Below are 26,752 nucleotides of genomic sequence, written 5' to 3'. Positions count from 1 at the left end.
TGGTTCAGAGCATCAGCCCCATCATGGGGTCGGGCTTGCGGGTGAAGCCGAGGGCGGCGTAGAGCGGCTCGGCGTCGGGGGAGGCGGTGAGGAGGACCTGGCCGGCGCCGCGCTCGCGGAACCACTGGAGCAGCTCCTCCATGCACGCGCGCGCGTACCCCCGGCGCCGTGCGTCCGGGTCGGTGGCCACACTGAAGACGAACCCGGCCTTCCCGCGCGGGTTCCCCGCCTTCCCGATCCGGTAGTCGACCGTCCCGACCACGAGCGCCGCCAGCGCCCCCGGCCGCTCCGGGTGCTCGACGACGAAGGCCCCGAAGTCCTCGTCCGACGCGAGCCGCTCCCGTAGCGTCGGCAGGGACTCCGCGTGCCAGTCCGTGCCCGGGTCCGAACCGGGCAGCGCGTCGATCATCACCTGGCGCAGTCGCAGCAGTTCGGCGGCATCGTCGGGGGCGGCCCGTCGTACGAGACTCATGTCCCGCACGCTATCCACCGCACCCCCGGCCCGTCCTGCAGATTTCTTACCGGTTCCGCTTGCTTCGAGTGCACTCCAAGGCCATAGCGTGGTGGTCATGACGGTGATGGAGACCACGGGTACCAGTACCGACAGCTGCGCGGGCCCGCCGCAGGGCGAGCGGCGTCCGGACGGCGCGGACAACTACACGATCAGCGAGGTCGTCGCCTTCACCGGCCTGACGGCACACACCCTCCGCTGGTACGAGCGCATCGGGCTGATGCCGCACATCGACCGCTCGCACACCGGCCAGCGCCGCTACAGCAACCGCGACCTCGACTGGCTCGACCTCGTCGGCAAGCTCCGCCTGACCGGCATGCCGGTCGCCGACATGGTCCGCTACGCCGAGCTGGTGCGCGAGGGCGCGCACACCTACGGCGACCGGTTCGAACTCCTGGAGGCGACCCGACGGGACGTCCTGGCCAGGATCGCCGAGCTGCACGACACCCTCGCCGTACTCGACCGGAAGATCGCCTTCTACGGCGAGGCCCACGTATACGAGAAGGAGAAAGCCGGATGACCGACAGCACGATCCCGACCGCACGACTCGGCGCGAACGGCCCCGAGGTCGGCGTACAGGGGCTCGGCTGCATGGGCATGAGCTTCGCCTACGGCCCCGCGGACGCGAAGGCGTCGCGGGCCGCCCTGGACCGGGCGCTGGAGCTCGGCGTGACCCTGTACGACACGGCGGACGTGTACGGCGTGGGGGACAACGAGCGGTTCCTGTCGCCGTTCTTCAAGGCGCACCGCGACCAGGTCGTCATCGCCACGAAGTTCGCCCTGTCGGTCCCGGCGGGCGAGCCCACCCGGCGTGTCATCCGCAACGACCGCCCGTACATCCGCCAGGCGGTGGAGGCGAGCCTGCGGCGTCTGGACATCGACGTCATCGACCTCTACTACATGCACCGCCGTGACCCGGCCGTCCCCATCGAGGACACCGTCGGCGCGATGGCGGAGCTGGTGGCCGAGGGCAAGGTGAAGCACCTCGGGCTGAGCGAGATCACGGGCGCGGAGCTGCGGGCCGCGCACGCCGTGCACCCGATCGCCGCCGTGCAGTCGGAGTGGTCGCTGTTCAGCCGCGACGTCGAGATCAGCCTGGTCGGCGCCGCCGTCGAGCTGGGCGTGGCGGTCGTGCCGTACTCACCGCTCGGCCGGGGCTTCCTCACCGGCTCCTTCGCCAACGCCGAACAGGACCTGACGGAGGGTGACTTCCGCCGCAACCAGCCCCGCTTCACCGGCGAGAACGCGGCCGCCAACGGCGCGCTCCTCGACCCGATCCGCACGGTCGCCGAGGCCCACGGCGCCTCCCTCGGCCAGATCGCCCTGGCCTGGGTGCAACAGCGAGCCCAGGTCCACGGCCTCCCGGTCATCCCGATCCCGGGCACCACCAAGCCCACCCGGGTGGAGGAGAACACAGCGGCGACCCGGATCATCCTGACGGACGACGAGCTGAGCCTGCTGGAGCCGATCGCCGGAAAGGTGGCGGGGGACCGCTACGCGGACATGTCGTTCGCGTCGACGAGCAGGGAGAACTGACAGGCGCCCTGGTGGGTCGTGCCCCACAGGGGCGCGGGGCTGTGACCTGTGCGGCTCCGCCGCGTGGGCACGACCAGCCACAGCGGGCCCGCAGCCGAAGCTCCGCTACAGCTCCGCGAGGAGTTCCGCCTTCTTCACGCTGAACTCCTCATCCGTCACCAGCCCCGCCTGATGCAACTCCGCCAGATGCCGAATCCGCTCGGCGATATCCGCAGGATCACGCCGAGCGGCCGGAATCACAGCGCTGGGCCGCGCGGAGCGAACCGCGGCCAGCACAGCCGCCGCGAACGGCAACGACTCGTGCACAGGCCCGTACCCCAGCCCGAACACCACAGCCGCCGGATCCTGATCGACAGGCAGCAGCGACTCGGCCCCGCGCAACAGCCGTAGATGCCCCTCGAAGACCTCGGGCGACCGCCACTCGACACCGTTCAGATCGGCGATCGCGAAGCTCTGGTCGCCGGCCTTCCACTTGGCGGACGACGCCCCCGTCCAGAACCACCGGAACGACACGGTCTTCCCGTCGAAGGACGCCTTCCCGTCGTACGCCTTGAACCGCAACGGCACTTCGGGCGCGGCCACAAGGAGACGCTCCGCAGGCCCGTCGTCCGGCTTCAGCTGCGCACGCAACTCGTCGGCGTAGTACTCGGCAAGGGTCTCGCGCTCGGCGGGCAGCACCAGCCGATAGGGATCGCAGCTCTCCTTCAGCTGGCCCGCGGCCGCCTCCATCAGCGGGTCGGCGCCGGGCCGGGGCTCCGCGCGGAGCACGACCGTGCCGCGCCGGCCGGGGGCGAGCGTCACCGCCTGGATCGCCTCGAAGGGGATCCTGCGTTCACCGAGCGCCTGAAATAGCTTGGGTGTTCGAATGCCACGTTCGTAACGGATGACCACGGAGTCGGACTCGAACTCCCAGGCGGCATGAAATCCGGCCAGTACGTCACCCATGCGGCTCATCGTAGGCGGCACACGCTCCTCCGTCCCATCCCCGCGCAGACCGCACTTCCTGCTGTTTCTACGCGCGTCCGGCGGCCGAGGCGCCGGACAAACCCTCTCGGCAGGTGTCACCTTCGTGCGCGCACGTCACCGAGCGGTACGCGCCAACCCCGATGTCGGCGAAGTTGGCGAGACTGTCTGTGCCCGCCGCGAAGTAACCGGTGTGGCCCTCCGCATCCTTGGCGGACAGCACGCGCGCGCCGAAGGCGTTCGACACCGGGTCCTCGCCGTGCCCGAGGCCGCCGAGCTCCATGTACGGCACGTCCTGGATCCAGTCGTCGGCGTCCCGCATCGCCCACACCCGCGCGAGCGTGTGCAGATGGGAGGCCTTCGAGGTCCGCATGCCGGGGCTGCCGGCCACCGCGATGTCGGTCACCCGGGCCGGCAGTTCGTGCGCGGCGACCCCGCACACCACCGAGCCGTAGCTGTGGCAGAACAGGGCGACCTGCGAGGTCCCGGGCAGCGCCCGCACCAGCGCGTTCAGCCGTACGGCGCCGGCCTCGGCGCGTCCCGCGGTGGCCGAGTCGATGCCGAGGCCGCCGGGGGAGGTGTAGTCGGCCCAGGCGATGACCGCCGTACGGGTGCCGGTCGTGCCGGTCGCGGACTTCGCCGTGTTCTCGGCGGCGTACAGGTTCTGGGCCATGCCGACCGGCGCCGAGTAGTTCTTGCCCGTCTTCTGGAACGTGAGCAGGTCGGTGTCGACGCCGGGGACGATGACCGAGACGCGCTGCGCGGTGTCCAGGTCGCCGAAGACCTCGGCGATCCGGCCCGAACCCTCGGGGTCGAAGGCCAGGATGTGGCGGCTGTCGGTCATCAGCGCCTCGAAGCGGTGCATGAGGCGGCCGGCCTCCTGCTGCCCGAGGGGCGTGAGGCGGTTGTCGTGCATGCGCTTCTTCTCGACCTTGCGCTGCTGGTCGAGGGCGACGCGGTTGGCGCGGTAGCGCAGCGAGACCGGGGCGCCGTTCATGTTGCCGACCGCGAGCGGGTAGCGGTGCGCGAGACGCGTCCGCTGCTGCGCGGTGAGCGAGGCGAAGAACCGGGCCAGCCGGGTCGGGGAGGCGTCCGGGTCGGGCAGCTCGCGCCCGTTTATATGGCCGTGCTCCCATGCGGAGAGGGAGGCCTGGAGCGCCGTTTTCCCGGGGTGGCTGCGGACCGCGGTCCAGCCGGTGGTCGCCAGCATCACGAACACCACGGCCAGCGCGGCCAGTGCGCGCCAGGCGTTCAGCGTGGGGGAGGAGTCGAAGGAAGTCACTGGGAGGACACACTAGGAGAACGAGAGGGTCTCGCGTTAACCGAGTGACGGGGATCACGTTTCAGCGGTACGTGACGAGAAACTCAGTACGACTCACCCCGCGCGGCTCGTGCGCCAGTTCCCGGCGAGGGCCGGTCCCACCCCGTCGAGGTAGTCGGCGGTCAGCTCGCGCATCGCCTCGATGCTGAGGTCGTCGCCCGCGATCCACATCCGCTCGACCACCCGCATCACCCCGCCGAACACGGCCACGACCAGGCGCGGCCGGGGGTCCGTGTCCACGTCGAGTCCCTCGCGCTCGGCGACGATCCGCGCCAGCTCCTCCTCCAGTTCCTGCGAGCGCCGCAGATGCGCGGCGAGCAGCGCGGGCGTCGACTCGATCACGCGGTAGGTGCGCATGTGCAGGTCCAGCGGTACGACCTGCTGGATCGCCTCGTTGATGGTGTCCCAGCTCTCCAGCACGGCCCGGCGCAGCGCCTCCAGCGGGGCCTCGTGCGGCGGGCGGGCGCGGACGGCCGCGACGAAGTGCGTCTCCGTGAGCCGGGGCACGAAGAACGCGGCCTCCTCCTTGTTCGTGAAGTAGCGGAAGAAGGTGCGCTGCGAGACGTCGACGGCCTCGGCGATCTCGTCGACGGTGGTCTGTTCGTAGCCCTTGGTGGTGAACAGTTCGAGCGCGGCGTGCAGCAGCGCGTCCCGCGTACGGGCCTTCTTGCGCTCGCGCAACGTCTCCATGCTGTTCTCCTCGCGATTGTTGACAGTCGCCGACATCTGACCCTGTTTGTCAACTGTCAGTGGCTGACATTAGCCTCGCGCGTATGACTAGTCAGACCACCATCAGCGCGACGGGGCCGGGGGACAAGGCACCAGCCGCCCCGTCCGACCCGACGCCGTCCACGGGGCTGCGCGGCCACCCGTGGTTCACCCTCATAACCGTCGCCGTCGGCGTCATGATGGTGGCCCTCGACGGCACCATCGTCGCGATTGCCAACCCGGCCATCCAGAAGGACCTCGGCGCCAGCTTCGCCGACGTCCAGTGGATCACCAACGGCTACTTCCTCGCCCTCGCGGTCTCCCTCATCACCGCCGGCAAGCTCGGTGACCGCTTCGGCCACCGCCAGACCTTCCTGATCGGCGTGAGCGGCTTCGCCCTCGCGTCCGGCGCGATCGGCCTCTCGCACAGCATCGCGTTCGTCGTCACGTTCCGCGTGCTCCAGGGTCTGTTCGGCGCGCTGCTGATGCCGGCCGCGCTCGGTCTGCTGCGGGCCACCTTCCCGGCCGAGAAGCTCAACATGGCCATCGGCCTGTGGGGCATGGTCATCGGCGCCTCCACCGCGGGCGGCCCGATCCTCGGCGGCGTGCTCGTCGAGCACGTCAACTGGCAGTCCGTGTTCTTCATCAACGTGCCGGTCGGTGCCATCGCGCTGGTCCTCGGCGCGCTGATCCTCCGCGACCACCGCGCCGAGAACGCGCCGCGCTCCTTCGACGTCCTCGGCATCGTGCTGCTCTCCGGCGCGATGTTCTGCCTCGTCTGGGCCCTCATCAAGGCGCCGGCCTGGGGCTGGGGTTCCGGCACGACATGGTCGTTCCTCGCCGTATCGGTGCTGGGCTTCGCCCTGTTCGCCTTCTGGGAGACCCGGGTCAAGGAACCCCTCATCCCGCTGGGCCTGTTCCGCTCGGTCCCGCTGTCCGCGGGTGTGGTCCTCATGGTCCTGATGGCGATCGCCTTCATGGGCGGCCTGTTCTTCGTGACGTTCTACCTGCAGAACGTGCACGGTATGAGCCCGATCGACGCCGGTCTCCACCTCCTCCCGCTCACCGGGATGATGATCGTCGGCTCCCCGCTCGCCGGCGCGGCGATCACCAAGCTCGGCCCGCGCATCCCGCTGGCGGGCGGCATGGCGGCCACCGCGATCGCCATGTACGGCATGTCCACCCTCACCTCGGACACCGGCAGCGCGGTCATGTCGATCTGGTTCGCCCTGCTGGGCCTCGGCCTCGCCCCGGTGATGGTCGGCGCGACCGAGGTCATCGTGGGCAACGCGCCCATGGAGCTCTCCGGCGTCGCCGGCGGTCTCCAGCAGGCCGCGATGCAGATCGGCGGCAGCCTCGGTACGGCCGTCCTCGGCGCCGTGATGGCATCCCGCGTCGACAGCGACCTGGCCGGCAACTGGAAGGACGCGGGCCTGCCCAAGCTCACCCAGCCCCAGCTCGACGCGGCCGCCGAAGCGGTCCAGGTCGGCGTGGCCCCGATCGCCCCGGGCACCCCGGAGACGGTCGCCGCGAAGATCACGCAGGTCGCCCACGACACGTTCATCTCCGGCATGAGCCTGGCCTGCCTCGTCGCGGCCGGCGTAGCGGTGGTCGCGGTCTTCGTCGCGCTCCTGACCAAGCGCGGCGAGAACGCGGAGGCGGGAGCGGGCGCGGCCCACATCTGACGGCACGCATCCAACCCTGTTCCAGGCCGATTTCGCCTATCAGGGTGACTCCGCTAAAGATTCCTGGCGTCCGGTACGCGCCGCAGGTCACAGTAAGTCAAGTCCTCCGCAGGGCAGGGGGGACGGGTTGGTCTGCGGCGCGCTGCCGGAGGGGGGCAGCGCGCAAGCAGGCTTTTTTTGTGCGTACGGGGGTATCCGGTCACCGTAGGAGAACCGGCCGAACTGGCATGGACGCCCAGGGAGTTGACGATGACAGGCTTCGGCAACGGAACGCGCAGGAACCCCCGCTCGCGTGGCCGCATGGGGTCAGGGACCGGGCCGGACCGCGCGACCCTGGGCATCATCGGCCTGGTCTGCGCGATCGCCGGCTTCTTCACCCTGGGAATCGTCCTGGGCCCGATCGCGGTGATCTGCGGCTGGCTGGCCATGGGCCGCAGGTGGACGGGCTCCCGCCGGGCGATGGCGCTGGTGGCCCTGGTGCTGGGAGCGATCGACACGTTGGCGGCGGTTCTGTGGACGTTCTTCTGAGCCGGAACCGGATCTGCGGCTAACGGGACAGCTCGTCCCCGACCGGCAGCAGCGGAACACCCGTCGCCTCCGCCCCCGACAGGGCTCCCACCCGCACCCCCGACAACGCCGCCACCTCCGCCCGCAGTGCCCGCACCTCCGCCGCCAGTGCCTCGATCGCCAGGGTCTGGCGGCGTTCCTCCACGTCGTCCTTCTCGAAGCGGGCGATGAACCACGTGGCGATGTTCGCGGTGACGACACCGAGCAGGGCGATGCCGGACAGCATCAGGCCGACGGCGATCATGCGGCCGAGGCCGGTGGTGGGGGCGTGGTCGCCGTAGCCCACGGTTGTCATCGTGGTGAAGGACCACCAGACGGCGTCACCCAGCGTCCGGATGTTCCCGTTGGGGGAGTCCCGTTCGACGGAGAGGACCGCCAGTGAACCGAACATCAGCAGGCCGATGACCGCGCCGGCGACATACGTCGTGAGCTGGATCTGTGAGGCCATCCGGGCCCGGCGGCCGACCAGTATCAGCGTCGACACCATGCGCAGCAGCCGTAGGGGCTGCAGCATCGGCAGCACGACCGCGCACAGGTCCATCCAGTGGGTCCGCACGAACCGCCGGCGGTCCCGGGACATCGCGAGCCGCATCAGATAGTCGGCGGCGAACGCCCCCCACACCACCCACTCGACCACCGTGCACACCGTCGTCAGCCGGTGCCCGGCGGTCGAGTCCACGATCGGCACGGCGTACGCCACGGCAAAACCCACCGCAAGGCCTAACAGGGGCCGCTGAGTCCGTTGCTCCCAACGAGCTTGTGCGGATGGTTCGTTCATGACGGCATGTTAGGTGGCGGGGCGCACTCCGATGGGTGCCCCGAAGGGGCGCAGGGAGCTGTGTGACCAGCCCCCACGCCCCAGCAGACGAAAAACGGCTACGCGTCCCCGCCCGCCGCACCCGGATCAGCCGAAGAGACATCCAGCAACTGGTACCGATCGATCGCCTGCTTCAGCACCGACCGGTCGACCTTCCCCTCCCGGGCCAACTCCGTCAGCACGGCCACCACGATCGACTGCGCGTCGATGTGGAAGAACCGCCGAGCCGCCCCGCGCGTGTCCGCGAACCCGAAACCGTCCGCCCCCAGGGACTGGTACGTCCCCGGCACCCACCGCGAGATCTGGTCGGGAACCGACCGCATCCAGTCGGAAACAGCCACGAACGGCCCCTCCGCCCCGCTCAACTTCCGCGTGACATAAGGAACCCGCTGCTCCTCCTCGGGATGCAGCAGATTGTGCCGCTCGACCTCGACCGCCTCGCGCCGCAGTTCGTTCCAGGAGGTCGCGGACCACACATCGGCCCGGACGTTCCAGTCCTCGGCGAGGATCCGCTGCGCCTCAAGCGCCCACGGCACGGCCACCCCGGACGCCATGACCTGCGCCGGAACCGTCCCCGAAGCCCCCTGACTGATGCGGTGGACGCCCTTGAGGATGCCCTCCACGTCGACGTCCGCGGGCTCGGCCGGGTGCTGGATCGGCTCGTTGTAGACGGTGAGGTAGTAGAAGACGTCCTCGCCGTGCGGGTGTTCCGCGTCCGAGCCGTACATCCGCCGCAGCCCGTCCTGCACGATGTACGCGATCTCGTACGAGTACGCCGGGTCGTAGGCGACACACCCCGGGTTGGTCGACGCCAGCAACTGCGAGTGGCCGTCCGCGTGTTGGAGTCCCTCGCCGGTCAGAGTCGTACGCCCCGCGGTCGCGCCCAGCACGAATCCGCGCGCCAACTGGTCCGCCATCTGCCAGAACTGGTCACCGGTGCGCTGGAAACCGAACATCGAGTAGAAGACGTAGACCGGGATGAGCGGCTCGCCGTGTGTCGCGTACGCCGAACCCGCCGCGATCAGCGAAGCGGTGCAGCCCGCCTCGGAGATGCCGTCGTGCAGCATCTGGCCGGTCGGCGACTCCTTGTAGGCGAGCAGGAGTTCACGGTCGACCGACTCGTACTGCTGGCCCAGCGGGTTGTAGATCTTCGCGCTCGGGAAGAACGAGTCCATGCCGAACGTGCGGTACTCGTCCGGCGCGATCAGCACGAACCGCCTGCCGATCTCCTTGTCCCGCATGAGGTCCTTGAGCAGCCGTACGAACGCCATGGTGGTGGCGATCGACTGCTGGCCCGAACCCTTCTTCACACTCGCGTACGTCTTGTCCTCGGGCAACGCCAGCGGCTTCGAGCGGACGACGCGCGTCGGGACGTAGCCGCCCAGCGCGTTGCGCCGGTCGTGCATGTACTGGATCTCCTCCGAGTTCCGGCCCGGGTGGAAGTACGGCGGCGCGCCGGACTCCAGCTCCTGGTCGGTGATCGGCAGGTGCAGCCGGTCGCGGAAGCCCTTGAGGTCGGCGACCGTCAGCTTCTTCATCTGGTGCGTGGCGTTGCGGCCCTCGAAGTTGGGGCCCAGCGTCCAGCCCTTGACCGTCTGGGCGAGGACGACGGTCGGCTGGCCCTGGTGCTGCTTGGCCGCCGCGAAGGCCGCGTACACCTTCTGGTGGTCGTGCCCGCCGCGCCCCAGGTGCAGGATCTGGTCGTCGGTCATGTTCTCGACCATCGCGCGCAGCCGGTGGTCGTGCCCGAAGAAGTGCTCGCGGATGTACGCGCCGGTCTCCGTGGCGTACGTCTGGAACTGGCCGTCCGGCGTGGTGTTCAGCTGGTTGACCAGCACACCGTCGCGGTCCTGGGCCAGCAGCGGGTCCCAGGTGCGGTCCCAGACCAGCTTGATGACGTTCCAGCCGGCGCCCCGGAACTGCGACTCCAGCTCCTGGATGATCTTGCCGTTGCCGCGCACCGGGCCGTCGAGCCGCTGGAGGTTGCAGTTGACGACGAAGGTCAGGTTGTCCAGGCCCTCGCGCGCCGCGATCGACAGCTGGCCGAGCGACTCCGGCTCGTCCATCTCGCCGTCGCCGAGGAACGCCCACACGTGCGACTTCGACGTGTCCGCGATCCCGCGCGCCTCCATGTAGCGGTTCATCCGCGCCTGGAAGATCGCGCCGAGCGGGCCCAGGCCCATCGACACGGTCGGGAACTCCCAGAAGTCCGGCATCGACCGCGGGTGCGGGTACGAGGACAGCCCGTACGGCGCCTTCGACTTCTCCTGGCGGAACGCGTCCAGCTGCTGCTCGCTGAGCCGGTCCAGGAGGAACGCGCGGGCGTAGATGCCCGGCGAGGCGTGCCCCTGGAAGAAGATCTGGTCGCCGCCGTCGCCCTGGTCCTTGCCCCGGAAGAAGTGGTTGAAGCCCACGTCGTAGAGCGAGGCGGAGGAGGCGAACGTGGCGATGTGGCCGCCGACGCCGATGCCCGGCCGCTGGGCCCTCGACACCATCACCGCGGCGTTCCAGCGGGTCGCGTTCAGGATCTTGCGCTCGATCTCCTCGTTGCCGGGGAAGAACGGCTCGTCCTTGGTGGCGATCGTGTTGACGTAGTCCGTGCTGCGCATCTCGGGCACGGCCACGCGCTTCTCGCGGGCCCGCTCGATCAGCCGGAGCATCAGATAGCGGGCCCGCTCGCGGCCACGCTGGTCCACGGCGGCGTCGAGCGAGTCGAGCCACTCCTGGGTCTCTTCGGGATCGAAGTCAGGAACCTGACTCGGAAGGCCGCCAATGATGATCGGATTGCGATCGGATCCGGAAGCCACGCTGTTCCTTACCTGTCAGAGGGAGCTGTGTGAAGGGGCTGTCTGAGGCCGATGGAGGCTGATGGGGGCTTAATGAGGCTTATCGGCGCTGGATTTCCATGGTTCTGCACCGTTCCCCATGGTCTACCGCAGGACGGCAATCGTCATCTCTACCGTGAGGTAACCGTGACTCGTTTAGCAAAGTCATTCGAGTCGCGTACCCTCGGAGGGTTCTCAAACGTGCAAACCGGGCAGAACGCTGTGGTGTACGTCACCGGCGGCCGCGATAGCGTGCCTGGAGTTGCGGCGACACGGCCAGGATCGTCACCGTTTCGGCGTTCCGAATCGCCGGGTACTTGCGCGATCCGGCCCGTCCGTGTGGACTACGGCCAATGCTTCGCGCACGCGCGTGGCTGGACATTCATCAAGACATGATCAGGAGGCAACCCGTGAGCGCGACCGCGGACCACGCGGAGGAGCGGACGAACCCTGCCGTCAGGCTGGGGTTCCAGCCCGAGCAGGTGGTCCAGGAGATCGGCTACGACGACGACGTAGACCAGGAACTCCGCGAGGCCATTGAAGAAGTCATCGGCAGCGACCTGGTGGACGAGGACTACGACGACGTCGCCGATGCCGTGGTGCTGTGGTTCCGCGACGAGGACGGCGACCTGACCGACGTGCTGGTGGACGCCATCTCGTACGTCGAGGAGGGCGGCTCGATCCTGCTGCTGACGCCGAAGACCGGCCGTGACGGCTACGTCGAGCCCAGCGACATCTCGGAAGCCGCCACGACCGCGGGCCTTTCCGCGGCCAAGAGCGTCAGCGTGGGCAAGGACTGGAGTGGCAGCCGGCTGGTGACGCCCAAGGCAGCCAAGTCCAAGAGGTAGTCCCCGGAGGTACCTCGATCGTTGAATCCCGGACGGGCTGGCCACGCCAGCCCGTCCGTCCGCATGCGGTGATCGCTGCGTAGGGTGGTCGCAGGGTGGACTCACCCGAACAGCCCCACCGAAGGGATGCAGGACGAGATGGCGATCCAGGTCGGCGACAAGGCCCCCGATTTCGAGCTCAAGGACAACCACGGCGCCACCGTGAAGCTGTCCGACTTCCGGGGCGACAAGAACGTGGTGCTGCTCTTCTACCCCTTCGCCTTCACCGGCGTCTGCACCGGCGAGCTGTGCTCCCTGCGCGACAACCTGCCGCAGTTCACCGACCGCGACACCCAGCTCCTCGCGGTCTCGAACGACTCCATCCACACCCTGCGCGTCTTCGCCGAGCAGGAGGGCCTGGAGTACCCGCTGCTCTCCGACTTCTGGCCGCACGGCAACACTTCGCGCGCGTACGGCGTCTTCGACGAGGACAAGGGCTGCGCCGTGCGCGGGACCTTCGTCATCGACAAGGAGGGTGTCGTGCGCTGGACGGTCGTGAACGGCCTGCCGGACGCGCGCGACCTCAACGAGTACGTGAAGGCGCTCGACAGCCTGTGATTGTTAGGTTCCAGAGCCTGCGAGGGTCGGGAACCCGTCACTAGGATCGAGACGTTGATCCGATACCGACGCACTACGGGGCATCCCCGCCCCTGGACACCAATGGAGGACTCGTGGGAGTCAGCCTCAGCAAGGGCGGCAACGTATCACTGACCAAGGAGGCCCCGGGCCTGACCGCGGTCATCGTCGGTCTGGGGTGGGACGTCCGCACCACCACCGGCACCGACTTCGACCTCGACGCCAGCGCACTGCTGCTGAACAGCGCGGGCAAGGTCGCCAGTGACGCGAACTTCGTCTTCTTCAACAACCTCAAGAGCCCCGACGGCTCCGTCGAGCACACCGGTGACAACACCACCGGCGAGGGCGAGGGCGACGACGAGGCGATCAAGGTGAACCTCGCGGCGGTCCCGGCCGACGTCGACAAGATCACCTTCCCGGTCTCGATCTACGACGCCGAGAACCGCCAGCAGTCCTTCGGCCAGGTCCGCAACGCGTTCATCCGCGTGGTCAACCAGGCCGGCGGCGCCGAGATCGCGCGCTACGACCTCTCCGAGGACGCCTCGACCGAGACCGCGATGGTCTTCGGCGAGCTCTACCGCAACGGCGCGGAGTGGAAGTTCCGCGCCATCGGCCAGGGCTACGCCTCGGGTCTGCGCGGCATCGCCCAGGACTTCGGCGTCAACGTCTGACGTCCGCCCAGGCGCCGCACGGTTCGCGTGCGGCGCCCGGGGGGTCCCCCGCTGGGGGAGTGCAGGACAACCAAAGAAGCATCGCCTCGGGGAGGACCAGCACTATGGGCGTCACGCTCGCCAAGGGGGGCAATGTCTCCCTGTCCAAGGCCGCACCGAACCTCACGAACGTCCTGATCGGCCTCGGCTGGGACGCACGCTCCACCACCGGAGCCGACTTCGACCTCGACGCCAGCGCGCTGCTGTGCAACGGCGGCCGGGTGCTCGGGGACGAGTGGTTCATCTTCTACAACCAGCTCACCAGCCCGGACGGTTCGGTGGAGCACACCGGCGACAACCTCACCGGTGAGGGAGAGGGTGACGACGAGTCGATCCTGGTCGATCTCGCCAAGGTGCCGGCCAACGTCGACAAGATCGTCTTCCCGGTCTCCATCCACGACGCCGACAACCGCGGCCAGACCTTCGGCCAGGTCAGCAACGCTTTCATCCGCGTCGTCAACCAGGCCGACGGCCAGGAGCTGGCCCGCTACGACCTCTCCGAGGACGCCTCCACCGAAACGGCCATGATCTTCGGCGAGCTCTATCGCTACCAGGGCGAGTGGAAGTTCAGGGCGGTCGGCCAGGGGTATGCGTCGGGACTGCGGGGCATCGCCCTGGACTTCGGGGTCAACGTCTCGTAAAGGGCGTTATCCACACCGGCTGTCCCGGACGGCGAAGTCTCCCTCTAGACTCAGTGCTCGACGTCAAATTTTAAGTAAAGCCGAGTGCGGCGCGGGGGGAGACCCTCCCCCAGACTCCGTCTGGGGGAACCCCCAACACACGATTGGGTAGCCAGTGCTTCTGAAAACCTTCGGCTGGTCGTTCGCGGTCACCGCGCTCGGCCTTGTCGCAGCGGCGTTCTACGGGGGGTGGGAAGCCTTCGGCATTGTGGCGATCCTGGCCGTCCTGGAGATCTCGCTGTCCTTCGACAACGCGGTGGTCAACGCCGGGATCCTGAAGAAGATGTCCGCCTTCTGGCAGAAGATCTTCCTCACGGTCGGTGTCCTGATCGCCGTCTTCGGCATGCGGCTGGTGTTCCCCGTCGTCATCGTCGCGGTCACCGCCAAGATCGGCCCGATCGACGCGGTCGACCTCGCGCTCAACAACAAGGACCACTACCAGCAGCTGGTCACCGACGCCCACCCGGCGATCGCGGCCTTCGGCGGCATGTTCCTGCTGATGATCTTCCTGGACTTCATCTTCGAGGACCGGGACATCCAGTGGCTGCGCTGGATCGAGCGCCCGCTCGCCAAGCTCGGCAAGGTCGACATGCTGTCGGTCTGCATCGCGCTGATCGTCCTGCTGATCACCTCGTTCACCTTCGCGGCCCACGCCCACCAGCACGGTGGCGCACACGCCGACAAGGCGCAGACGGTGCTGATCGCCGGTATCTCCGGTCTGATCACGTACATGATCGTCGGCGGACTCTCCGGCTACTTCGAGGACAAGCTCGAAGAAGAAGAGGAGAGGGAGCACGAGGAGGAGGAAGAGGCCGCGCGCACCGGCAAGCAGCGCTCGGCGGTCGTCCTGGCAGGCCAGGCGGCGTTCTTCATGTTCCTGTACCTGGAAGTCCTGGACGCGTCCTTCTCCTTCGACGGCGTGATCGGCGCCTTCGCCATCACCAACGACATCGTCCTCATGGCCCTCGGCCTGGGCATCGGCGCCATGTACGTCCGCTCCCTGACGGTCTACCTGGTCCGCCAGGGCACCCTCGACGACTACGTCTACCTGGAGCACGGCGCGCACTACGCGATCGGCGCCCTGGCCGTGATCCTGATGGTCACCATCCAGTACCAGATCAACGAGGTCATCACCGGCCTGGTCGGCGTCATCCTGATCGGCTGGTCCTTCTGGTCCTCGGTACGCCGGAACAAGGCCCTCGCGGAAGCCGAGGGAAAAGCAGGCTCGGACGAGAAGACTGAGGTCCCGTCCGGGGTGTGACAAGCTCCCTGGTAAGGGAACGCTTCTGTTCGGGGCGGCCGTCGAGGACATGTCCTCTGTCAGGCCGCCCCGACGGCTTTGTCATACGCAGTGTGGATGCGAACGTGGGGGCGGGAATGGGCTTCTTCGACGGAATCTGGCGGCGCGAGGCCGACTTCGACTCGGGCAGCGCGGCCAGCAACGCGATCGAACTGACCAAACGGCACCACCAGGTCTCGCTCACCAAACAGGGCGCGGCCACCGGCAACCTCCGCGTCAACCTCACCTGGCGGATGCGGACCTCCGACATAGGCGGCCTCCAGCGCGACAGCCTCCTGCGCCACCCCTTCAAGGCGCTCAAGCCCCCGGAGGTCATGGGCCACAGCCAGAGCATGGTCAACGTCGACCTGGACCTCGGCTGCCTTTACGAGCTGATGGACGGCACCAAGGGCGTAGTGCAGCCCCTAGGCGGCCTCTTGGGAGACGTCAACTCACCCCCGTACGTGAAGCTCAGCGGCGACGACCGCTTCGGCTCCGCGTCCGGCGAGACGATGTACGTCAACCTCGACCACCGCGACCAGATCAAGCGCCTCCTGGTCTTCGTCTACATCTACGACCAGACCCCCGCCTTCGACCGCACCCACGCCATCGTCACCCTCTACCCCAGCAACGGCCCCCGCATCGAGATAGGCCTCGACGAACGCCACCCGCAAGCCCGCTCCTGCGCGGTCGTCATGATCGAGAACGTCAAGGGCGAGCTGGTGGTCCGCCGCGAGGTCAAATTCGTCTACGGCTTCCAGGCAGAACTGGACCGCCTGTACGGCTGGGGCCTGCAGTGGGGCAGGGGCTACAAAACAAAGGTCGAGCGATAGTCACCCTTCAGGGGCAGCACCCCAAAGGGGCGCGGGGCTGTGTCTATTTGCGGCTCCGCCGCGTGGGCGCGCCCAGCCCCCACCAGCGCGCACCAAACGAACTACCGACCCCACGTCAGATGAACTGCGGCCCCTGCGGGGGCAACCGGAAGTCCGGATCCAGCGCAGCGGCAACAGGCACCGGCTGCGGATACCCATACGTCCCCGCGGGCGCCGGCGCCGGCGCCGTCTGCGGATACCCGTACGCCGGCTGAGTCACGGGCTCCTCGGACGGGGGGTACCCGTACCCGGACTGCACCGGAACCGCCGGAGGCAAGGGCTGTGAAACCTCCGGAACGGTACCCGCGGCCACCCCCTCCGACTCGTCCACCGTGATCCCGAAGTCCATCGCCAGCCCACGCAGCCCGTTCGCGTACCCCTCACCCAGCGCCCGGAACTTCCACCCGTCACCCCGCCGGTACAGCTCGCCGCAGATCAGCGCGGTCTCCTCACCGGTCTCCGGCTTGATGTCGAAATACAGCAGCGGCTCACCCTCGGCGACGGCCGCGTCGTACAGCAGGATGCGCAGCCCCTGTACGCGGTCGAAGGTGTTGTCCTCCGCCGAAGCGACCACCAGAATCCGGCTGACTTCGGGCTCGACACCGGCGAGATCTGTCTGGATCGTGTCGGTGGGGCCCTCCGCGACACGCTTCTTGCCGAGCCACCAGACCTTCCCGGAGGGGTGCCGGGGCTGGTTGTAGAAGACGAAGTCCTCGTCGGAACGCACCTGACCGGCGGGGCCGAGGAGCAGCGCGGAGGCATCCACGTCCGGGACCCCCTGCCCGGGAGTCCAGCGCAGCACGGCACGTACCGTGGTGGCTTCCAGCGGGACGTTCGACCCCTTCAGCATCGCGTGCGTCATGCGGTCATCCTGCCCTCTCGGTCCTGGTCACGACAACGTGGGGGTTCGGACACCGACACGGCCGAGTTACCTGAAGTTCATGCCCGGCGGGAACCCCTGACATGGGTTTGTACGTACTATTACCGGCCACCTATCGAAAACAATCACGAACCACAACGGCACCACGGGGGAGCTTTATGCGTCATTTCGGGCACATTGCCCCTGAGGTACGGCAGCGTCTCTTCTTCCAGGAGCCGTGCGAGTTCGACGCGGACTCCCCGGCCCGGCTGCTCGCCGCAGCCCTGGGCGCCACGCTCTACAGCCCGGCCACCCGCCCCCGCCTCGCCGACGACATCGTCAAGCAGGCGGGACTCGGCGTCGTGTCCATGGTGCTGTGCCTGGAGGACTCGATCGGCGACGAGGACGTGCCGGCCGCCGAGGAGAACCTGGTCCGGCAGTTCACCGAGCTGGCCGCCCGCCCGGACACCGAACTCCCCCTGCTGTTCATCCGGGTCCGCGTGCCCGAGCAGATCCCCGATCTCGTACGACGCATGGGCCCGGCCGTAAGGCTCCTCTCCGGCTTTGTGATGCCCAAGTTCACCGAGGAGAGCGGCACACCCTTCCTGGAGGCGCTGGCCGCCGCGGAGGCGGCGAGTGGCCACCGGCTGTTCGGCATGCCGGTCCTGGAATCGCCCGAGCTGCTGTACCGCGAGTCGCGCGTCGAGACCCTGGAGGGCATCTCCCGCGCGGTCGACAAGTACCGCGACCGCGTCCTCGCCCTGCGCCTCGGCGTCACCGACTTCTGCTCCTCCTACGGCCTGCGCCGGGCCTCCGACATGACGGCCTACGACGTCCAGATCGTCGCCAACGTGATCGGCGACGTGGTGAACATGCTGGGCCGCGCCGACGGCACCGGCTTCACGGTGACCGGCCCGGTGTGGGAGTACTTCCGGGTCCAGGAGCGCATGTTCAAGCCGCAGCTGCGCCGCAGCCCCTTCCTGGAGGGCCAGGCGGAGGAGCTGCGCGAGGTGCTGATCGAGCACGCCATGGACGGGCTGCTGCGCGAGATCTCCCTCGACCAGGCCAACGGGCTGCTGGGCAAGACCTGCATCCACCCCTCGCACGTGCTGCCCGTGCACGCGCTGTCCGTGGTCAGCCACGAGGAGTTCTCCGACGCGCAGGACATCCTGCGGCCGGAGCGGGGCGGCGGGGGCGTGCTGCGCTCGGCGTACACGAACAAGATGAACGAGGTGAAGCCGCACCGCGCCTGGGCCGAGCGGACGATGCTGCGCGCCGAGATCTTCGGGGTCGCACGCGAGGACGTCGGCTTCGTGGAGCTGCTCGCCGCCGGAATCCCCGGCTGAATCGCAAGGGACGTATGAACAAGGCAGTGAACGACGGGGTCTGGTCGGGCAGTTGGGTCGCGGAGCGGCTCGGTGTCGAACTGCTCGGCGACCCCGAGCTGACCGACCTCCTGGGCCTGGCCCTCCGCCGCAACCCCAAGCGAGCCCACCTGCTCGTGTCGAACGTACTCGGCAAGCACGTCCCCCAGTCCCCGTCGATCGTGTACGGCTACGGCTTCACGCTGGGCCGCCGGGTACGCGAACTCCTCGGCACGGAGGAGTGCGCCCGTGCGGTGGTCCTCGGCTACGCGGAGACCGCGACGGGCCTCGGCCACGCGGTGGCGGACGGCATCGCCCTCGCCCCCTATCTCCACTCGACCCGCCGCCCGGTCGCCGGCGTGGCCACGGCAGGCGGCTTCGAGGAGTCCCACTCCCACGCGACGTCCCACCTCCTCCTCCCCGAGAACCCCGAACTGCTGGCCGGCGAGGGCCCGTTGGTCCTGGTCGACGACGAGTTCTCCACCGGCAACACGGTCCTGAACACGATCCGCGACCTGCACGAGCGTTATCCGCGTGACCGGTATGTGGTCGTTGCCCTGGTCGACATGCGTTCGGCGGCGGACGCGGGCCGGTTGGACGAGTTCGCGGCGGAGATAGGCGCGAGGGTGGACCTGGTGACGGCGGCTTCGGGCACGGTGAGCCTGCCGGAGGGGGTGCTGGAGAAGGGGCAGGAGCTGGTGGCGCGGTACGAAACGGCTAGTGAGCCGTCTGCGGTCCCCACCGGCCCGCCCCCGACCGACAACCGCATCACCCGAGTCGAACTCCGCTGGCCCAGAAACCTCCCCGACGGCGGAAGACACGGCTTCACCCCCGCGCACCGAATACGCCTGGAAGCTGCCCTCCCCGCGATGGCAGCCCGCCTGGCCGAGGCGCTCCCGGAAGACGCGCACCGTGTGCACATCCTCGGGTTCGAAGAGCTGATGTACGCCCCGTTGAGGCTGGCCCGCGAGCTGGAACAGGTCGTGGACGCCGGCGTCACCTACTCCACGACCACCCGCTCACCCGTCCTCGCGGTGGACGACCCCGGCTACGCGATCCGCACCCGCCTCACCTTCCCGGCCCACGACACCCCCGCGGACGGCCCGGGCGACCGCTACGCCTACAACATTGCCGGCGCCGGTTTCGACGCCGTGGTCGCCGTGATCGACGACACCGCCGACACCCCCGAACTCCACGCCCCGGACGGCCTGTTGGCGAGGCTCGCCGAACACACCCCGCACGTCGTCCTCGCGGTGGTGCCCTCGTACGTCCCCGAAAGGCCCCCCATGCTCCCCGACCCCCTCCGCGGCCCCGCCTTCTCCTCGTACGCGCCGGAAGAGGTCGGCTGGCTGCTGCAGGACCTCTCGGACGTGACGCTGGAGGCGCCGACCGAGGAGCGCGAGGAGGCCATCCAGAGCGGCGGCGCGCACTACGCGGAGTCGCTGCCGGTGGAGTACCAGCCGAGCGAGCAGTATCAACAGCTGTTCCACACCGCCCTGGACGAGGCCGCCGGGCGACTCGCGCTGGCCGTCGGGGCAGTCACCGAACTCGTCCTCGCCGAGCGCTCACCGCACCCCGTGCTCGTCTCCCTCGCCCGCGCAGGCACCCCTGTCGGCGTCCTGATGCGCCGCTGGGCCCAGTACCGCCACGGTCTCGACCTCCCGCACTACGCCGTGTCGATCGTGCGCGGCCGGGGCATCGACGCCAACGCGCTCCGCTGGCTCGCCGCCCACCACGACCCCGCCGACGTCGTGTTCGTCGACGGCTGGACCGGCAAGGGCGCGATCACCCGCGAACTCGCCGACGCGGTCAGGGAGTTCGAGGAGTCCGACGGCATCACCGGCTTCGACCCGGAGATCGCGGTGCTCGCCGACCCGGGTTCGTGCGTGAAGACGTACGGCACCCGCGAGGACTTCCTCATCCCCTCCGCCTGCCTCAACTCGACCGTGTCGGGGCTGATTTCGCGTACGGTGCTCCGCTCGGACCTGGTCGGCCCGCACGACTTCCACGGCGCGAAGTTCTACCGCGAACTCGCCGGCGTGGACGTCTCGGTGGACTTCCTGGACGCCGTGGCCGCCCGCTTCCCGGAGGTGTCGGACGCGGTGACCGTCCTCGCCAAGGAACTGCTGGCCGCCGACCGGACCCCGACCTGGGAGGGCTGGGCGGCAGTCGAGCGGATCAGTGAGGAGTACGGCATCCACGACGTGAACCTCGTCAAGCCCGGCGTCGGCGAGACCACCCGGGTGCTGCTGCGCCGGGTGCCCTGGAAGATCCTCGCGCGGGCCGGTGCGGGTGCCGACCTCGACCACGTCAGACTGCTCGCCGAGCAGCGGGGCGTACCGGTCGAGGAAGTGGCCGAACTGCCGTACACCTGCGTGGGGTTGATCCACCCCAAGTACACGCGCGGTGCGACCGGCGCCGACGGCAAGGCGGTGGCGGTCTGATGCCGGTACTCGTCGCGAGCGACCTCGACCGTACGCTCATCTACTCCTCGGCCGCCCTCGCCCTGACCATGCCGGACGCGCGGGCGCCCCGGCTGCTCTGCGTCGAGGTGCACGAGAGCAGGCCGCTGTCCTTCATGACGGAGACGTCGGCCGGACTGCTCACCGAACTCGGTGACGCGGCCGTCTTCGTGCCGACCACCACCCGCACCCGCAAGCAGTACCAGCGCATCAACCTGCCAGGCCCGGAACCGAAGTTCGCGATCTGCGCCAACGGCGGCCACCTCCTCGTCGACGGCGTGACCGACGAGGACTGGCACGCCCGGGTACAGGCGAAGCTGGCCGCCGAGTGCGCGCCGCTGGAGGAGGTCCGGCAGCACCTGGCCGACTCCGCCGACCCGGCCTGGGTCCGCAAGCACCGCATCGCCGAGGACCTCTTCGCCTACCTCGTCGTCGAGCGCGAGCTGCTCCCGGAGGAGTGGGTGAAGGAGCTCGCGGTCTGGGCGGAGAACCGAGGCTGGACGGTGTCGTTGCAGGGCCGCAAGATCTACGCCGTACCCAAGCCCCTCACCAAGAGCGCGGCGATGCGAGAGGTGGCCCACCGCACCAACGCCACCCTGACCCTGGCAGCCGGCGACTCCCTGCTGGACGCCGACCTGCTGCTGGCAGCAGACAAGGCCTGGCGCCCAGGCCACGGAGAGTTGGCGGACGAGGCCTGGACGGCCCCCAACGTCACGGCTCTACCGGAGCGCGGCGTCCTGGCGGGCGAACGGATCCTCCAGGAGTTCCTGAGGGCAACCCCCTAGGGACGCGGGGCTGTATCCGCCTAGCTGCAGCACCCGCCCCCACAACAACCGCCGCCCCCGCCGCCACCTCCGGCCGCGGGGGCGGAGGACGTACCCCCCACCGCCACAGCCGACAGCAGCTTCACGGTGTCGGCGTGGCCCGCGGGGCAGTCCGCCGGCGCGGAGGACTCCGCCATGGGCCGGCTCAGTTCGAACGTGGATCCGCACGTGCGGCAGCGGTACTCGTAGCGAGGCATGACAGCAGGCTAGCCCCACTGCCACATGAGTGCGGCACCTTGTTTTTTCATGAAGGTTTCGGCTGTGTCCTGTTCTGTCGTTTTCTTATATGGAGAACTTGCGAAGACCACTGGTAATTTGAGTGCGCCGCGTGATCTGTGAGGCCGGGGGGAACCGGGATTTGCAGTCGTGTTCACGGCAACCTTTTCAGACCCTCGTACGTCAATGCGTCTGCCTGTGCGAGCAATACGGAGTGCGGAGGGGAGTCGCGTCGTGACCCACGAGGGGGACGGGGAGGAGCGCCAGGCACCGGACGAGACCATGCAGTTGAAGCTCCCCGCCGGGTTCAGGCCGGACGAGACCATGCAGCTGCGGTTGTCCGACCTGGAGATACCGGAGGCGCCGGAGATACCCGAGGGGGAGACGAAACCGGTACGCCACCGGGGCCGCAAAGCCCACCGCGCGTCCCTCCGCAGCCGTCTCTCCCGCCTCGCCGCAGCCCTCGGTCCACGCTTCGCTCCGGTCATCGCCCGCCTCGTCCCGGTGGTGACCTTCCTCACGCCGTACGTCCGCAAGCTGCGCCCGGTGTATCCGCGCCCCGGCCGTACGGACTGGCGCCGCTGGATACCCTCCTGGCGGCAGTGGCTCGGGGGTGCCCTCGCCGCCGTAGGACTCAGCGGACTGTTCCTGGTCGTCGCCTACGCGACCACCGACATCCCCTCGAACCTCAACACGTACGCCACCCAGCAGGACAACGTGTACTTCTGGTCCGACGGGACGCCCATGGCCCGGACCGGCTGGGTGCAGCGGCAGGCGATGCCGCTGAAGGACATCCCGACCGACGTCCGCTGGGCGGTGCTCGCCGCGGAGAACGAGAGCTTCTACAGCGACCCCGGCATCTCCATGAAGGGCATCGCCCGCGCCCTGTACCGCACGGTCGGCGAGGGGGACACCGAGGGCGGCTCGACGATCACCCAGCAGTACGTCAAGAACGTCTATCTGACCCAGAACCAGACGGTGAGCCGCAAGTTCACCGAGGCGATGATCTCCCTCAAGCTCGACAACAAGATGAGCAAGGACAAGATCCTGGAGGGGTATCTCAACACCAGCTGGTTCGGCCGCGGCACCTACGGCCTGCAGCGCGCCTCGCAGGCGTACTACGGCAAGGACGTCAGCCAGCTCAACGCCAGCCAAGGCGCCTTCCTGGCTTCGCTGTTGAAGGGCGCGGGCCTCTACGACCCGACGCTCAGCAAGGCCAACCACGCCCGGGCGGTGGCCCGTTGGTCGTGGATCCTCGACCGCATGGTGAAGATCGGAAAGCTGTCGCCGGCCGAGCGCGCGAAGTACAAGACCTTCCCCGAGCCGCTCAAGCAGTCGAAGACCTACGACACCGGCAAGCAGAGCGACTACCTGGTCGAACTGGCCACGCAGTACGTGAAGAAGACCGCGCACATCTCGGACAAGGACTTCGACCTCGGCGGCTACCAGATCTACACGACGTTCGACCGCAAGCGGGAGACCGAGCTGACGGACGCCGTGAACAAGGCCCGCAAGGACGCGCGGAAGAAGAACGCCGACACGGCGAAGACCGCGCACTACGGCGCCTCCTCGGTGGCCTCCGACGGCCGGATCCTCGCCGTCTACGGCGGCCCCGACCACCGTACGCAGGGCTACAACGACTCCAACTCCACGACGGTGCCCGCCGGTTCGGCCTTCGAGCCGTTCGTCTACGCGGCCGCTCTGGAGCACGGAGTCACCAAGACCCGTGGCAGACCGCCGACTTCGGTCACCCCGGACACGCTGTACGACGGGGACGACGCCGTGCCGGTCACTACACCCGAGGGGCCGTACTGGGACCGCAGCGGGAAGAAGGTCGCCGCGCACAACGACGGCAACAAGTCCTACGGGCAGATCAGTCTGCGCCAGGCCCTCGCCCAGTCCGTGAACACCCCGTTCATGCAGCTGGGCATGGACACCGGCCTGACGACCGTACGGAAGACCGCCGAGGACGCCGGACTGCTGTCCTCCAGTTTCGGGGCGCAGGTACCCGCGCTGTCGCTGGGCAACGCCACGCCCAGCGCGCTGCGGATGGCGAGCGCGTACGGCACGTTCGACGCCGGGGGCGTCCACACCGAGCCGTACTCGGTCCGCCGTATCACCCGTAACGGTGCCACGGTCGCCCTGGAGCGGACGGAGCCGGTCCGGGCGATGAGCAGGACCACCGCGAGCGAGGTGACGGAGGCGCTCACGGACTCCTTCGGCCTCGCGCATCCCACCGCGGCCCAGACCGCCGGAACCGAGGTGGCGGGCAAGACCGGCACCACGCAGGACGACACCGCGGCCTGGTACGTCGGCACGGCCGAGTCCGTGTCGACCGCCGTCGTCGTCTACCGCATCGATCTGAGCAAGAGCCTGGAACCCCTGCCCCTGAAGGGAGTTTCCGGCACCCCAGTCACCGACGTCCCCTACGGCATCTGGTCGAGAGCCATGACCCCGCTCGGCTGACCACCGCAGCGACCCCGCCACCTCCTCGCAGAATGAGCCGCCCATGAAGCCCCCGACGAAGGCACCGTCCGGCCGCCGCCGCAGAGCCCCTGAACCGCGCCGTCGTACCCCGAAGCCGGGGTTCCTCACCCTGGCCGTGTTCCTTGTCGTCGCCTCACTGGTGACCGGGTACCTGGCGTTGAACCGGGACAACACGACGCCGACCGCGTCGGCCGGCAAGAACGCCGAGCCCAAGTCGACCAAGGAACCCGTGTGGGACGGCAAGACGCAGGTGCTGGGGGACGGCTCGACCTCGTACACGGGGCCGCAGAAGGACCAGTTGAAGGCCGTACCGCTCAAGCCCGGTGAGAAACCACCTCAGTTCGTGGTCTTCTCCTGGGACGGGGCGCTGCAGGGGGACGACAAACTCTTCTCGCACTACCGGGAGATGGCGAAGGAGTACAACGCCCACATGACCTTCTTCCTCACGGGCATCTATCTGCTGCCCAAGAGCAAGAGGGACCTCTACCACCCGCCGATGCACCCGGTGGGCTCGGCCGCGATCGACTTCCCCACCGACCAGCACATCCGGGACACGCTGGAGCAACTCCGCCTGGCCTACGAGCAGGGCAACGACATCGGCACCCACTTCAACGGCCACTTCTGCGAGGCCAAGGGCGGCGGTGACTGGAGCGTCGCGCAGTGGAAGAGCGAGATCGACCAGTTCTTCTCCTTCGTCGAGAACTGGAAGACCAACACCGGCTACACCGACATCCCGGCCCTGCCCTTCGACTTCAAGAAGGAGGTCGTCGGCGGCCGCGCCCCCTGCCTGGAGGGCCAGCCCAACCTCCTGAAGGCGCTGAAGGGTTACGGCTGGCGCTACGACGCGAGCTCCCCGGGCGACTTCCAGATATGGCCCACCAAGAAGGACGGCCTCTGGGACTTCCCGCTCGAACTGCTCCCCTACGGGGACAACATCCAGGCCCTGTCGATGGACTTCAACTTCCTCTACAACCAGTCGGGCGGCGCCACCCAGGGCGACCCCTCGAAGTTCGCCGACTGGGAGAAGAAGACCGTCGACTCGTACATGGCCGGCTTCAACCGCGTCTACTACGGCAGCCGGGCGCCCCTCTTCATCGGCAACCACTTCGAGAACTGGAACGACAGCATCTACATGAAGGCCATCGACCAGATCATCCCGAGGATCTGCACGAAGAAGGGCGTCAAGTGCGTGTCCTTCAAGGAGCTTTCGGACTGGATGGACGTTCAGTCGCCCCAGACTTTGCAGCAGTTGCGCAGCCTGGACCCGGCCCAGTCGCCGGACTGGTCCACGGTGGTCAAGTGACCTCTCGGGACTGGTGAACTGACCAAGTGCAACCCCCTTCACAGGAGCCACACATGGCGTGCGAAGATGCCCTCGCCCGGTAGGCGTACCGGCGTAGAGGGGAACACCATTGAAATCCAGAAAACTGAGCCGTAAGCGGAGCCGTACGGCCATAATCTCGGCGGCCGCCGCCTCGGTCGTCGCCGGCGTCGCCCTCGTGCCCAACTGGAGCGCGGGCGCTGCCGTCGTCGACGACCCGACCGTGAACGCCGCGACCAAGGCGACCTTCCAGAAGCTGGCCGATGCGGTCTTCACCGACCGCACCCAGGCGCTCGTCCACGGGGCCACGACGAAGCAGAGCACCTCGCGCTTCTCCGGCGACGTCCGCCTCTCCAGCACCCAGTCGCGCGACGAGAAGTCGGCGCTGAGCCAGCTGCGCGGCCGCCAGAGCAGCATCGCGAAGCTCGGCGAGACGTACAGCACGGGCGCCACCAAGGTGACGCTGGACGCGACCCGGGTGACCGGCCGGACCGCGAAGGCCGACGTCACCGAGACGACCACGCTGACGTACGCGAAGGCCACGGGGAACGAGCCGAAGACCACCGGCTTCCAGGCCCACCACGAACTGACCTTCAAGGCCGACCAGCAGGGCACCTGGCAGCTCTTGAACATCCAGGACACCGACACCGGCGGCCTCGCCGTCAACACGGTGGCCAAGCCCGCGGTCAAGGCGTCGCCCGCCCCGGCCGACGACGGCAACACCACGCCGGACGCGCCGCGCGCGGCCACCACCCGCAACCCGGTGGCGGTCCCGAAGACGAGCACGACGTACGACTACAAGGCGATGGCGACCTACGCCGAGAAGTACTGGAACGTCTACAACACGGACTACCCGGACTTCAACGGCCACGCGGACGGCGGCGACTGCACCAACTTCGTCAGCCAGTCCCTGAAGGCCGGCGGCTGGAAGCACGTCCCGGGCTATGTCTACGACTACACGAAGTGGTTCGGCACCGCGGACATCCAGTCGGACTCCTTCGTCGGCGTCAACGAGTGGTCCTGGTTCGCGCAGAACTCCAAGCGCACCACCCCGCTGGCGAACGTCTACCAGCTGGAGGTCGGCGACGTCCTCCAGATGGACTTCGACCGCGACGGCGCCAAGGACCACACGATGATCGTGACGGCCAAGAGCAATGGCGTCCCGTACGTCACGTACCACTCGAACAACACCCTGCGCAGGTCGGTGGCGAGCCTCATCGCGTCGTACCCGAACGCGTACTACTACGCGTACCGCACCTGAGGTCCGTAGTCAGGCAGAGCT

At 68.5% G+C, this 26,752-nt stretch carries 24 protein-coding genes; 16 read left to right on the top strand and 8 right to left on the bottom strand.

The annotated features are described in order from the left end of the window. Positions 1-4 precede the first annotated feature (4 nt). Positions 5-472 (bottom strand): GNAT family N-acetyltransferase, encoded by a 468-nt coding sequence (locus OG496_RS20095; protein ID WP_399395013.1) that lies wholly within the window; start codon positions 470-472, stop codon positions 5-7. Between the two features lie 97 nt (positions 473-569). On the opposite strand from OG496_RS20095, the gene OG496_RS20090 reads away from it, so the two are divergent. Together OG496_RS20090 and OG496_RS20085 are read left to right on the top strand one after the other, a co-directional pair. Beyond that, the gene (locus OG496_RS20090) at positions 570-1,031 is read left to right on the top strand and encodes a MerR family transcriptional regulator (protein ID WP_366491090.1); all 462 of its coding nucleotides are present in this window, start codon (positions 570-572) and stop codon (positions 1,029-1,031) included. Beyond that, entirely contained in the window at positions 1,028-2,047 is a 1,020-nt protein-coding gene (locus OG496_RS20085) for an aldo/keto reductase (RefSeq protein ID WP_399395015.1), read from the top strand. The genes OG496_RS20090 and OG496_RS20085 overlap by 4 nt, the downstream gene beginning before the upstream one ends. 105 nt (positions 2,048-2,152) lie before the next feature. Here the strand turns inward: OG496_RS20085 and OG496_RS20080 are convergent, their stop codons facing one another. From OG496_RS20080 to OG496_RS20070, 3 genes are all read right to left on the bottom strand, one after another. After that, positions 2,153-3,001, bottom strand: coding sequence for a DUF4429 domain-containing protein (locus OG496_RS20080; RefSeq protein ID WP_405976651.1), 849 nt, complete (start codon positions 2,999-3,001; stop codon positions 2,153-2,155). 58 nt (positions 3,002-3,059) lie between these two features. Next, positions 3,060-4,292 (bottom strand): alpha/beta hydrolase, encoded by a 1,233-nt coding sequence (locus OG496_RS20075; protein ID WP_405971852.1) that lies wholly within the window; start codon positions 4,290-4,292, stop codon positions 3,060-3,062. A 93-nt stretch (positions 4,293-4,385) separates the two neighbouring features. Further along, positions 4,386-5,021, bottom strand: a complete 636-nt coding sequence (locus OG496_RS20070; RefSeq protein WP_399395019.1) for a TetR family transcriptional regulator — start codon at positions 5,019-5,021, stop codon at positions 4,386-4,388. A gap of 83 nt (positions 5,022-5,104) precedes the next feature. Here OG496_RS20070 and OG496_RS20065 point away from each other — a divergent pair, with 83 nt between their 5' ends. Next, positions 5,105-6,724, top strand: a complete 1,620-nt coding sequence (locus OG496_RS20065) for an MFS transporter (protein ID WP_405971851.1) — start codon at positions 5,105-5,107, stop codon at positions 6,722-6,724. Between the two features lie 249 nt (positions 6,725-6,973). Then, entirely contained in the window at positions 6,974-7,252 is a 279-nt protein-coding gene (locus tag OG496_RS20060) for a DUF4190 domain-containing protein (protein ID WP_366491095.1), read from the top strand. A gap of 19 nt (positions 7,253-7,271) precedes the next feature. Here OG496_RS20060 and OG496_RS20055 read toward each other — a convergent pair whose 3' ends face one another. After that, positions 7,272-8,069, bottom strand: a complete 798-nt coding sequence (locus OG496_RS20055; RefSeq protein WP_405971850.1) for a potassium channel family protein — start codon at positions 8,067-8,069, stop codon at positions 7,272-7,274. Positions 8,070-8,167: 98 nt separating this feature from the next. Then, complete coding sequence (gene aceE, locus OG496_RS20050; RefSeq protein ID WP_405971849.1) at positions 8,168-10,915, bottom strand: pyruvate dehydrogenase (acetyl-transferring), homodimeric type; 2,748 nt, start codon at positions 10,913-10,915, stop codon at positions 8,168-8,170. 428 nt (positions 10,916-11,343) lie between these two features. On the opposite strand from aceE, the gene OG496_RS20045 reads away from it, so the two are divergent. The 6 genes from OG496_RS20045 (at position 11,344) to OG496_RS20020 (ending at position 15,898) form a co-directional block, all read left to right on the top strand. Further along, positions 11,344-11,781, top strand: a complete 438-nt coding sequence (locus tag OG496_RS20045) for a DUF3052 domain-containing protein (protein WP_019060358.1) — start codon at positions 11,344-11,346, stop codon at positions 11,779-11,781. Positions 11,782-11,919: 138 nt separating this feature from the next. Next, positions 11,920-12,378, top strand: a complete 459-nt coding sequence (locus tag OG496_RS20040; RefSeq protein WP_026150930.1) for a peroxiredoxin — start codon at positions 11,920-11,922, stop codon at positions 12,376-12,378. A 113-nt stretch (positions 12,379-12,491) separates the two neighbouring features. Continuing rightward, positions 12,492-13,067, top strand: coding sequence for a TerD family protein (locus OG496_RS20035; protein ID WP_019060360.1), 576 nt, complete (start codon positions 12,492-12,494; stop codon positions 13,065-13,067). 104 nt (positions 13,068-13,171) lie between these two features. Continuing rightward, complete coding sequence (locus OG496_RS20030; RefSeq protein ID WP_033286888.1) at positions 13,172-13,747, top strand: TerD family protein; 576 nt, start codon at positions 13,172-13,174, stop codon at positions 13,745-13,747. Positions 13,748-13,901: 154 nt separating this feature from the next. Beyond that, positions 13,902-15,047 carry a DUF475 domain-containing protein gene (locus OG496_RS20025; RefSeq protein ID WP_405971848.1) on the top strand — a complete coding sequence of 382 codons (1,146 nt, stop codon included), beginning with the start codon at positions 13,902-13,904 and terminating at the stop codon, positions 15,045-15,047. Between the two features lie 116 nt (positions 15,048-15,163). Continuing rightward, positions 15,164-15,898: a Tellurium resistance gene (locus OG496_RS20020; protein ID WP_033286889.1), complete on the top strand. Its 735-nt coding sequence runs from the start codon at positions 15,164-15,166 to the stop codon at positions 15,896-15,898. Positions 15,899-16,013: 115 nt separating this feature from the next. Here OG496_RS20020 and OG496_RS20015 read toward each other — a convergent pair whose 3' ends face one another. Further along, positions 16,014-16,799: a TerD family protein gene (locus tag OG496_RS20015; protein WP_405971847.1), complete on the bottom strand. Its 786-nt coding sequence runs from the start codon at positions 16,797-16,799 to the stop codon at positions 16,014-16,016. 176 nt (positions 16,800-16,975) lie between these two features. Between OG496_RS20015 and OG496_RS20010 the strand changes: the two genes are divergently transcribed. From OG496_RS20010 to OG496_RS20000, 3 genes are read left to right on the top strand one after another with little or no spacing between them, the layout of a single operon-like run. Continuing rightward, on the top strand, positions 16,976-18,142 hold the full coding sequence (locus OG496_RS20010; protein WP_405971846.1) for an HpcH/HpaI aldolase/citrate lyase family protein: 1,167 nt from the start codon (positions 16,976-16,978) through the stop codon (positions 18,140-18,142). Between the two features lie 14 nt (positions 18,143-18,156). After that, a complete protein-coding gene (locus tag OG496_RS20005) occupies positions 18,157-20,604 on the top strand; it encodes a phosphoribosyltransferase (RefSeq protein WP_405971845.1) in 2,448 nt (815 codons plus the stop codon). Continuing rightward, the gene (locus tag OG496_RS20000) at positions 20,604-21,407 is read left to right on the top strand and encodes an HAD family hydrolase (RefSeq protein ID WP_405971844.1); all 804 of its coding nucleotides are present in this window, start codon (positions 20,604-20,606) and stop codon (positions 21,405-21,407) included. The genes OG496_RS20005 and OG496_RS20000 overlap by 1 nt, the downstream gene beginning before the upstream one ends. A 20-nt stretch (positions 21,408-21,427) precedes the next feature. On the opposite strand, the gene OG496_RS19995 is transcribed toward OG496_RS20000, so the two are convergent. Continuing rightward, on the bottom strand, positions 21,428-21,643 hold the full coding sequence (locus OG496_RS19995) for a zinc ribbon domain-containing protein (RefSeq protein WP_405971843.1): 216 nt from the start codon (positions 21,641-21,643) through the stop codon (positions 21,428-21,430). 301 nt (positions 21,644-21,944) lie between these two features. Here OG496_RS19995 and OG496_RS19990 point away from each other — a divergent pair, with 301 nt between their 5' ends. The 3 genes from OG496_RS19990 (at position 21,945) to OG496_RS19980 (ending at position 26,731) form a co-directional block, all read left to right on the top strand. Beyond that, on the top strand, positions 21,945-24,128 hold the full coding sequence (locus OG496_RS19990; protein WP_405976650.1) for a transglycosylase domain-containing protein: 2,184 nt from the start codon (positions 21,945-21,947) through the stop codon (positions 24,126-24,128). 43 nt (positions 24,129-24,171) lie between these two features. Further along, complete coding sequence (locus tag OG496_RS19985) at positions 24,172-25,452, top strand: hypothetical protein (protein WP_366491104.1); 1,281 nt, start codon at positions 24,172-24,174, stop codon at positions 25,450-25,452. A gap of 109 nt (positions 25,453-25,561) precedes the next feature. Continuing rightward, entirely contained in the window at positions 25,562-26,731 is a 1,170-nt protein-coding gene (locus OG496_RS19980) for an amidase domain-containing protein (RefSeq protein WP_405971842.1), read from the top strand. The last annotated feature ends 21 nt before the right edge of the window (positions 26,732-26,752 follow it).

This window comes from Streptomyces sp. NBC_00988 (assembly GCF_045162645.1).
Lineage (GTDB): Bacteria > Actinomycetota > Actinomycetes > Streptomycetales > Streptomycetaceae > Streptomyces.
This window is presented reverse-complemented; position numbering and strand designations above follow the sequence as displayed.